Annotated in this window: 9 protein-coding genes and 1 pseudogene; all 10 read right to left on the reverse strand. The window is 61.4% G+C overall.

The annotated features are described in order from the left end of the window. Positions 1-133: pseudogene (locus tag B3E94_RS19670) on the reverse strand (F0F1 ATP synthase subunit A); the annotation flags it as partial. Positions 134-149: 16 nt separating this feature from the next. Further along, a complete protein-coding gene (locus B3E94_RS19675; protein ID WP_176511762.1) occupies positions 150-557 on the reverse strand; it encodes a F0F1 ATP synthase subunit I in 408 nt (135 codons plus the stop codon). Positions 558-705: 148 nt separating this feature from the next. Further along, the gene (locus B3E94_RS19680; RefSeq protein ID WP_176511761.1) at positions 706-1,578 is read right to left on the reverse strand and encodes a ParB/RepB/Spo0J family partition protein; all 873 of its coding nucleotides are present in this window, start codon (positions 1,576-1,578) and stop codon (positions 706-708) included. A 9-nt stretch (positions 1,579-1,587) separates the two neighbouring features. Next, on the reverse strand, positions 1,588-2,379 hold the full coding sequence (locus B3E94_RS19685; protein ID WP_236236184.1) for a ParA family protein: 792 nt from the start codon (positions 2,377-2,379) through the stop codon (positions 1,588-1,590). A gap of 18 nt (positions 2,380-2,397) precedes the next feature. Further along, on the reverse strand, positions 2,398-3,048 hold the full coding sequence (gene rsmG / locus B3E94_RS19690; RefSeq protein WP_236236185.1) for a 16S rRNA (guanine(527)-N(7))-methyltransferase RsmG: 651 nt from the start codon (positions 3,046-3,048) through the stop codon (positions 2,398-2,400). Then, on the reverse strand, positions 3,045-4,937 hold the full coding sequence (gene mnmG / locus B3E94_RS19695) for a tRNA uridine-5-carboxymethylaminomethyl(34) synthesis enzyme MnmG (RefSeq protein ID WP_176511758.1): 1,893 nt from the start codon (positions 4,935-4,937) through the stop codon (positions 3,045-3,047). The genes rsmG and mnmG overlap by 4 nt, the downstream gene beginning before the upstream one ends. A gap of 440 nt (positions 4,938-5,377) precedes the next feature. Continuing rightward, complete coding sequence (gene mnmE, locus B3E94_RS19700; RefSeq protein WP_286914815.1) at positions 5,378-6,748, reverse strand: tRNA uridine-5-carboxymethylaminomethyl(34) synthesis GTPase MnmE; 1,371 nt, start codon at positions 6,746-6,748, stop codon at positions 5,378-5,380. 86 nt (positions 6,749-6,834) lie between these two features. Next, positions 6,835-8,517 (reverse strand): membrane protein insertase YidC, encoded by a 1,683-nt coding sequence (gene yidC / locus B3E94_RS19705; RefSeq protein WP_286914816.1) that lies wholly within the window; start codon positions 8,515-8,517, stop codon positions 6,835-6,837. Between the two features lie 2 nt (positions 8,518-8,519). Continuing rightward, positions 8,520-8,765: a membrane protein insertion efficiency factor YidD gene (gene yidD / locus B3E94_RS19710; RefSeq protein ID WP_078477749.1), complete on the reverse strand. Its 246-nt coding sequence runs from the start codon at positions 8,763-8,765 to the stop codon at positions 8,520-8,522. Next, positions 8,758-9,134 (reverse strand): ribonuclease P protein component (gene rnpA / locus B3E94_RS19715; RefSeq protein WP_286914818.1); only part of this gene is annotated, 377 nt, incomplete at its 5' end. The genes yidD and rnpA, both read right to left, overlap by 8 nt.

Genomic DNA, 9,134 nt, shown 5'->3' on the forward strand with positions numbered 1-9,134 from the left:
GGAACGTCCAGAAGCCCATTGCCTTGGCTTCTGCAGCCGAATGGACGAAGCCCCAGCTGCCGTCTGGTAGTTGACCGTAGGTCAGGTTCTGCAAGTGGTGCTGGATATAGCCCGAAGCGGTTTCTGCTGCCATGGTTGCCTCAAACGCCCTAAGGTCTCGAAAGTCTTTTATTCATCAGCAGGGGCGCGAACCAGCTGACCAAAAGGGTCAACACGAAGACGCCGAATACTGCTAACGGCGCCAGTGGCTTCACTCCTGCGAAGGTCAGTGCGAACAGCACTGCCGTCAAAATCATCTTGCCTGCCTCGCCTGCGTAGAACGACTTGACGATGGCCTGCGCCGCCCGGGCTCCGCTGAAGCGAAAAGCCTTCCAGGCGAAATACAAATTGGGCAGCCAGGCAATCAAACCTCCGCAAAGGCCTGAATATCCACTGACCACCCCTTTCCACTGCCACAACACCAGCGTTGCCAGCAGCAGTACTACAAATTGAGCCAGCAGTACCGGGAAAACCGCCCAGCGATGGAAAGGCAGGCGGTTTGGCGTGCGGATTTCCATCAAAACTGCTCCTCGAAAGTCGACCAACAAGTCAGCAACGACTTGGCATAATTTGTGCCGACAAAATGCGCGCAGAGTATAGGGGTGGATTAACCCCTATTCAACTCTTCGTAGTGATTTCCGACTGAGCGCTACAACGGGAATTGTTTCAGCGGATGTGAGCAAGCACACCTTGCAACTCGTCAAGCGAGTTGTAACGAATAACCAATTGCCCTTTTCCCTTGTTCCCGTGGCGTATCTGCACGGGCGAGCCCAGGCGCTCTGCAAGCCGCTGTTCAAGGCGCTCGATATCCGGATCAGGTTTGCTCGGTTCGACCGGATCAGGTTTGCCGCTGAGCCACTGGCGCACCAGTGCCTCGGTTTGGCGCACGGTGAGGCCACGTGCGACAACATGTCGCGCCCCTTCTTCCTGGCGATCTTCTTCCAGGCCGAGCAAAGCACGTGCGTGGCCCATCTCCAGGTCGCCGTGGGCGAGCATGGTCTTGATCGCTTCCGGCAGCGAGATCAGGCGCAGCAGGTTGGCCACGGTGACCCGCGACTTGCCCACGGCATCCGCCACCTGTTGCTGGGTCAGTTCGAACTCCTGCTGCAGGCGCTGCAGGGCCAGGGCCTCTTCCAGCGGGTTGAGGTCCTCGCGCTGGATGTTCTCGATCAGGGCCATGGCGATGGCCGCTTCGTCGGGCACTTCGCGGACCATCGCCGGGATGGTGTCCAGGCCGGCCTGCTGGGTGGCGCGCCAGCGGCGTTCACCGGCGATGATTTCATAGCGGTTGCCATCGATCGGGCGGACCACGATCGGCTGCATCACGCCATGGCTGCGAATAGAGTGCGCCAGTTCTTCCAGCGCCACCGGATCCATGTCGCGGCGCGGCTGGTACTTGCCGCGCTGGATCAGTTCGACCGGCAGGTGTTGCAGTTCTTTCTGGTCGATCTTCACAGCCTGCTCTTCGAGCGCGCTGACGGACGGACCACTGAGCAGTGCATCCAACCCACGTCCGAGACCCCGTTTCTTAACGGCCATGCGGATTCCTTAAGTTGTTTGTGCAGTGCGTGATTGACGGCGTTGACGGCGCACCAGTTCCCCGGCCAGGGCCAGGTAGGCGAGTGCACCACGCGATTGCTTGTCGTAGGCCAGTGCCGGCATGCCGAAGCTCGGCGCCTCCGCCAGGCGGATGTTGCGCGGGATGACCGTGTCGTACAGCTGCTCGCCGAAGTGCTCCTTGAGCTGCGCCGAAACATCGTTGTTCAGGCTCAGGCGCGGGTCGTACATGGTCCGCAGCAGGCCTTCGATCTTCAGTTGCGGGTTCAGGCGGGCGGCGATGCGCTTGATGTTATCCACAAGGTCGCTGAGACCTTCCAGTGCGTAGTACTCGCACTGCATCGGGATGATCACGCCATCGGAGGCGACCAGGGCGTTGAGCGTCAGCATCGACAGCGACGGAGGGCAGTCGATGAGGATGTAGTCGTAGCTCTCGCGGATCGGCGCCAGGGCATTGCGCAGGCGGCTCTCCTTGACCTGCATCTCCAGCAGCACCACTTCCGCGGCAGTCAGGTCGCGGTTGGCCGGCAGCAGCTGAAAGCCGCCGTGCTCGGAGTAGTGCATGGCCTGGGCAAGGTCGCATTCGCCGATCAACAGGTCGTAGACCGAATGCTCGAGTTCGTGTTTGTCCACACCGCTGCCCATGGTGGCGTTGCCCTGCGGATCGAGGTCGATCAGCAGCACACGACGCTTGGTCGCGGCCAGCGATGCAGCAAGATTGATACAGGTGGTGGTTTTGCCCACTCCACCTTTCTGGTTCGCGATTGCGAATACCTTAGCCATTGTTGCGTGTGTTCCCAGTCATGCCTTGCGGCGCAGTATCAGCAGATGGCGCTGGCCCTGGCAACCTGGAACGGTCAGGGCCTGCTCGCTTTCCACTGTGAAGTCTGCGGGCAATGCTACCAGTTCATCGGCAGGATGCAGCCCCTTCATTGCAAGCCATTGCGTCCCGGTGTCGCCCAAGTGGCGGGTCCAGTTGGTGAAGTTCTCCATGCTGCTGAAGGCGCGGGAGATGATGCCGCTGAACGGCTGCGCGGGCTGGAAGGCCTCGACGCGGCTGTGGATAACCGTGAGGTTGTCCAGTTTCAGCTCCATTTTGACCTGGGTCAGAAAGCGCGTCTTCTTGCCGTTGGCGTCCAGCACCGTCACCTGTTTGTGCGGGTGCAGGATAGCCAACGGAATGCCCGGCATGCCACCGCCGCTGCCCACATCCAGCCAGGTTTCGCGGTCGCTGTGGATAAACCCCATGACGCTGAGGCTGTCGAGCAGATGGCGCGAGACCATCTCGTCCGGATCGCGCACGGCGGTCAGGTTGTAGGCTTTGTTCCACTTGATCAACAGGGCCAGGTAGCCCAGCAGCGCTTCGTGCTGCTGCGCGCTCAGCTCGATGCCGAGCTGGCGCGCGCCTGTGGATAACTCTTCTGCGTGCTGCGGGGTGACCAGGGAACTCAAGCGCTTTGCTCCAATTCGCGGCCAGCGCCGCGTTTTTTCAGATGAATCAGCAACAGGGAAATCGCCGCCGGGGTAACGCCCGGGATACGCGAAGCCTGGCCCAGCGTCTCTGGGCGGGTCTGGCCCAGCTTGCCCTGGATTTCCTTGGACAGGCCGGAAATCGTGGCGTAGTCGATATCCACAGGCAGGCGCGTGTCTTCGCTGGCGCGCAGGCGGGCGATTTCATCCTGCTGGCGGTCGATGTAGCCGGCGTACTTGGTCTTGATCTCGACCTGTTCGGCAACCTGCGGGTCGATGACCTCACCGCCGGTCGCCTCGATCAGCCCGGCGTAGTCGATTTCCGGGCGGGCGAGCAGGTTGAGCAGGCTGTACTCGTGGCTCAGCGGGGTGCCGAACTTATCCACAACGGCCTGACCTTGCGGGGTATTGGGGCGTACCCAGGTCGACTTCAGGCGCTGCTCCTCACGCTCGATGCCATCGCGCTTGGCGCAGAAGGCGGCCCAGCGCTGGTCATCGATCAGGCCCAGTTCACGGCCTTTTTCGGTCAGGCGCAGGTCGGCGTTGTCTTCGCGCAGGATCAGCCGGTACTCGGCGCGCGAAGTGAACATGCGGTAGGGCTCCTGGGTACCCAGGGTGATCAGGTCGTCGACCAGCACACCGATGTACGCCTCGTCGCGGCGCGGGCACCAGCTTTCGCGGCCCTGGGCGCGCAGCGCGGCGTTGGTCCCGGCCAGCAGGCCCTGGGCGCCGGCTTCTTCGTAACCGGTGGTGCCGTTGATCTGGCCGGCGAAGTACAGGCCGCCGATGACCTTGGTCTCCAGGCTGTACTTGAGGTCGCGCGGGTCGAAGTAGTCGTACTCGATGGCGTAGCCGGGGCGCACGATGTGGGCATTTTCCATGCCGCGGATCGAGCGCACCAGCTCCAGCTGCACGTCGAACGGCAGCGAAGTGGAAATGCCGTTGGGGTACAGCTCGTGGGTGGTCAGGCCTTCCGGCTCGATGAACACCTGGTGGCTTTCCTTGTCGGCGAAGCGGTGGATCTTGTCTTCGATCGACGGGCAGTAGCGCGGGCCGACGCCTTCGATGACCCCGGAGTACATCGGCGAACGGTCGAGGTTCGAGGCGATGATCTCGTGGGTGCGGGCGTTGGTGTGGGTGATCCAGCAGCTGACCTGGCGCGGGTGCATCTGCGCATTGCCCATGAACGACATCACCGGGATCGGCGTGTCGCCTGGCTGCTCGGTCATCACCGAGAAATCTACCGAACGCCCGTCGATACGCGGCGGCGTACCGGTTTTCAAGCGGCCGACGCGCAGCGGCAGTTCACGCATGCGGTGAGCCAGGGCGATCGAAGGTGGGTCACCGGCGCGGCCACCGGAGTGGTTCTGCAAACCGATGTGGATAAGCCCGCCGAGGAAGGTACCGGTTGTCAGTACCACTTGTTCGGCGAAGAAGCGCAGGCCCATCTGGGTGACCACGCCTTTGACCTGGTCCTGCTCGACGATCAGGTCGTCGCACGACTGCTGGAATATCCACAGGTTCGGCTGGTTTTCCAGGATCTCGCGCACCACCGCCTTGTAGATGGCGCGGTCTGCCTGCGCTCGGGTGGCGCGCACGGCCGGGCCCTTGCGGTTGTTCAGGATGCGGAACTGGATGCCGCTCTTGTCGGTGGCCAATGCCATCGCGCCGCCCAGGGCATCGATCTCTTTGACCAGATGGCTCTTGCCAATACCACCGATGGCGGGGTTGCAGCTCATGTGACCGAGGGTTTCCACGTTATGGGTCAACAGCAGGGTTTTCACACCCATGCGTGCAGACGCAAGCGCAGCCTCGGTACCGGCATGGCCGCCGCCGATGACGATCACTTCAAAACGGGAAGGGAAATCCACCACGCACCTCGTGCCTGTTTTTGCGAATAGAGAAGGTAAGCCGACAAGTATAGGGACTTCACCCCCTCTAAAGAAACCTTTTGCGCAAATTTTGACCAGGCTGTGGATGAGTGGCAGACAACAGAAATCAAAGAAGAGAAATTTAAAAAAGCTTTGTTTTTATGTTTATTCTTATGCACACGGATATCTGTGGATAACGTTCTGTATCCCTTATCAACCGTTGTGTAGAGAGAAATTAAACCCTGTGTCTGGATGGCCATGAGGGTTCTGGATAACCGGTTTTAGCCTGTGGATTAAATGCCTCTTTACCCACAGGCCGGTTTTTCCTCAGAAAAAAGGCCTGCTTATCAACTGACCTGAAGGCGAGTTACCCACAGGGCTCCTGCGGGCAAAAAAAAGCCGCTCCATGAAGGAGCGGCCTGGGTCTGGCAGGTTGTGGACTACTTGCCGATGCAGAAACTCGAGAAAATCCTGCCGAGCAGGTCATCCGAACTGAAGGCACCGGTGATTTCACCCAGTGCCTGCTGTGCCTGTCGCAAATCTTCTGCCAGCAGCTCTCCGGCCCCGGCCAGGGTCAATTGGGCACGCCCGTGTTCCAGGTGGTCGCTGGCCTGGCGCAGTGCATCCAGGTGGCGCCGGCGGGCGCTGAAGCCGCTCTCTGCGGTCTGCTCGTAGCCCATGCAGGCCTTGAGGTGCTCGCGCAGCAGCTGCAGCCCCTGGTCGTCGCCCTTGGCGCTCAGGGTGATCGTCACGTGCCCGTCGTCGCATTGTTCCAGCGCTACCCGCTCGCCACTGAGGTCGGCCTTGTTGCGTATCAGCGTGACCTTGGCCGGGTCTGGCCGCTGGTCCAGGAACTCTGGCCACAGGGCAAACGGGTCGCTCGCCTCGGGGGCGGTGGAGTCCACCACCAGCAACACCCGGTCGGCTTCGCCAATGGCCTTGAGCGCGCGTTCCACGCCGATCTTTTCCACATGGTCATCGGTGTCGCGCAGGCCCGCCGTGTCGACCACGTGCAGCGGCATGCCATCGATGTGGATATGTTCGCGCAGGATGTCCCGGGTGGTGCCGGCGATATCGGTGACGATGGCCGCCTCGCGACCGGCCAGGGTATTGAGCAGGCTCGACTTGCCGGCGTTGGGCCTGCCGGCGATCACCACGGTCATGCCGTCACGCAGCAAGGCGCCCTGCCCGGCTTCGCGCTGCACTGTGGACAACTCGCCACGCACGGCGTCGAGCATCGACAGCACATGCCCGTCAGCGAGGAAGTCGATCTCTTCTTCCGGGAAGTCGATGGCCGCCTCGACGTAGATGCGCAGGGCAATCAGCGCCTCGGTCAGGCTGTGCACACGCTTGGAGAATTCGCCCTGCAGCGAGCGCAACGCATTGCGCGCCGCCTGGCTGGAGCTGGCCTCGATGAGGTCGGCAATGGCCTCGGCCTGGGCCAGGTCGAGCTTGTCGTTGAGAAATGCCCGCTCGCTGAACTCGCCCGGGCGCGCCAGCCGGCAACCGACCTCGACGCAGCGCTGCAGCAGCATATCCAGCACCACCGGGCCGCCATGGCCCTGCAGCTCCAGCACATCCTCACCGGTGAACGAGTTCGGCCCCGGGAAGAACAGCGCGATGCCTTCATCCAGCACCAGCCCCTGCTCGTCGCGGAACGGGCCGTAGTGGGCATGGCGCGGGGTCAGGCTGCGGCCGGTGATGAGTTGGCCAGCCTTGGCCGCCAGTGGCCCGGACAGGCGGACGATGCCGACACCGCCGCGGCCCTGGGCGGTGGCGATGGCTGCGATGGTTTCACGCACAGTGTTCATGCTCGAAAGCCTCTACGACAAATACGACAGATAGCAAAAACGCCCCCGAGGGGGCGTTTTTATTCACAGGCTAGCTGAGTAGCCCGTCAAGCAGCAGCTTTTTTCGTCGCTGCTTCGATACGGCGGGTGATGTACCACTGCTGGGTGATCGACAAGCAGTTGTTCACAACCCAGTACAGCACCAGGCCCGCTGGGAACCACAGGAAGAAGAAGGTGAAGATGATCGGCATCATTTTCATCACCTTGGCCTGCATCGGATCCGGCGGAGTCGGGTTCAGGCGCTGCTGGATGAACATGGTCGCGCCCATGATGATCGGCAGGATGAAGAACGGATCCTTGATCGACAGGTCGGTGATCCACAGCATCCACGGGGCCTGGCGCATTTCTACGCTTTCCAGCAGTACCCAGTACAGGGCCAGGAACACCGGCATCTGGACCAGGATCGGCAGGCAGCCGCCCAACGGGTTGATCTTCTCTTTCTTGTACAGCTCCATCATCGCCTGGGACATCTTCTGGCGATCGTCACCGAAGCGTTCCTTCAGCGCGGCAAGCTTCGGCGCCACGGCACGCATGCGCGCCATCGAGCGGTAGCTGGCAGCCGACAGCGGGAAGAACAGGCCCTTGATGAGCATGGTCAGGACGATGATCGACCAGCCCCAGTTGCCCAGCAGGCTGTGGATATGTTGCAGCAGCCAGAAGATCGGCTGGGCGATGAACCACAGGAAGCCGTAGTCGACGGTCAGTTCCAGGCCTGGGGACAACTCCTTGAGCTTGGACTGGATCTTCGGTCCGGCGTACAGCATGGCGCTGGTTTCGACCTTGCCGCCAGCAGGTACGCTGATGGCCGGGCCGGTGTAGCCGATGATGTAGTTGCCCTGGCTGTCCTTGCGGGTCTGCACAACGTTGTTGTCGGACTTGGCAGGAATCCAGGCGGTCACGAAGTAGTGCTGCAGCCAGGCGACCCAGCCGCCGGACACATTTTCTTTCAAACTACCTTTGTCGATGTCCTTCATCGACACTTTCTTGTACGGCTCGGACGCAGTCCACATGGCGGCGCCCAGGTAGGTCGCGGTGCCGGTGGCAGTGCTCGAGGACGGATCGCCACTGGCGTCACGCTTGAGCTGGGCAAACATGTTGCCGCTCCAGGCCTGAGCGCTCTGGTTGTCGATCAGGTAGCTGACGGTCAGGTCGTACTCGCCGCGCTTGAAGCTGAAGCGCTTGATGTAGTTCACACCGTTGTCGCTGAACTTCAGGTCGACCACCAGTTGTTCCTGGCCATCGGCCATCTGGTAGGACTTCTGCTCGGCAGCGTACAGCGGACGGCCAGTGGAACGGGCGTCCGGGCCATTGGCGCCGGTCAGGCCGCTCTGGGCCAGGTACACGCGCTCGCCACCGTTGTCGAACAGCTGGAACGGAATGTCCGGATGGTCCTGGCGGCGTGGGTACTGCGGCAGGTTCAGCTGGACGATGTCACCACCGACTGGGTCGATAGCCAGTTCCAGGACATCGGTCTTGACCTTGATCAGATCCTTGCTGAGTGCAACAGGTGCCAGTTCTGCAGGGCTCGACTCGCCGTTGGCGCTCGGTACATCGGCGCTGGCGCCGTTGTTGGCGGCGGGTACGCCATCGGGCAAGCCCGGAGCAACAGTGCTGGCAGCAGTATTCTGAGTCGGCAAGGCAGCCTGGCCGTAGTCATCGTTCCACTTCAGGACCATGACGTAGGACACGATTGCCAGGGCGGCGATCAGGATCGTGCGTTTAATATCCATGATTACTCGGCTATCGAAGAAGTTCGGGAGGAAGGAGCGGGAGGAACGGGATCGAAACCGCCGTCGTTCCACGGATGACAACGCCCCAGGCGACGAACGGCTAGCCACCCGCCACGCCAGAGACCATGGTTTTCAATGGCTTCGTAAGCGTAACAGGAGCAACTGGGGTAGAAACGACAGTGGCTGGCCATCAGAGGACTAATGGCATAACGGTAAAACTGGATCGGAACGAGTGCCAGTTTACGCATCTTGACTGTCTACCCCTGCGGAATCGGCGTTTGCCGCTGGAGAGGGCCGGCTGCGGGCCAGGCGTTTCCAGAGCTTGCCAAAGTGTTGGTGCAATTCCGGGTTTTCTATCTCACCCAATCCCTTGCGCGCGACGATCACTATGTCCAGGCCAGCGAGCATTTGCTGGTTCAGACGGAAGGAATCGCGCATCAAGCGCTTGAGGCGATTGCGTTGAACGGCGAGCTTGACGCTCTTCTTGCCGATCACCAGGCCGAGGCGTGGATGATCGAGCCCGTTCTCGCGAGCAAGGATCAGCAGGTTTTTCCCTGGAACCTTGCCGGTTGGGGAGTCGAAGACCGCTTTGAAATGCCGGGGTGTAAGCAGTCGCT

The organism is Pseudomonas sp. UBA6315, assembly GCF_002438125.1.
In the GTDB taxonomy this organism is placed as follows: Bacteria; Pseudomonadota; Gammaproteobacteria; order Pseudomonadales; family Pseudomonadaceae; genus Aquipseudomonas; species Aquipseudomonas faucium.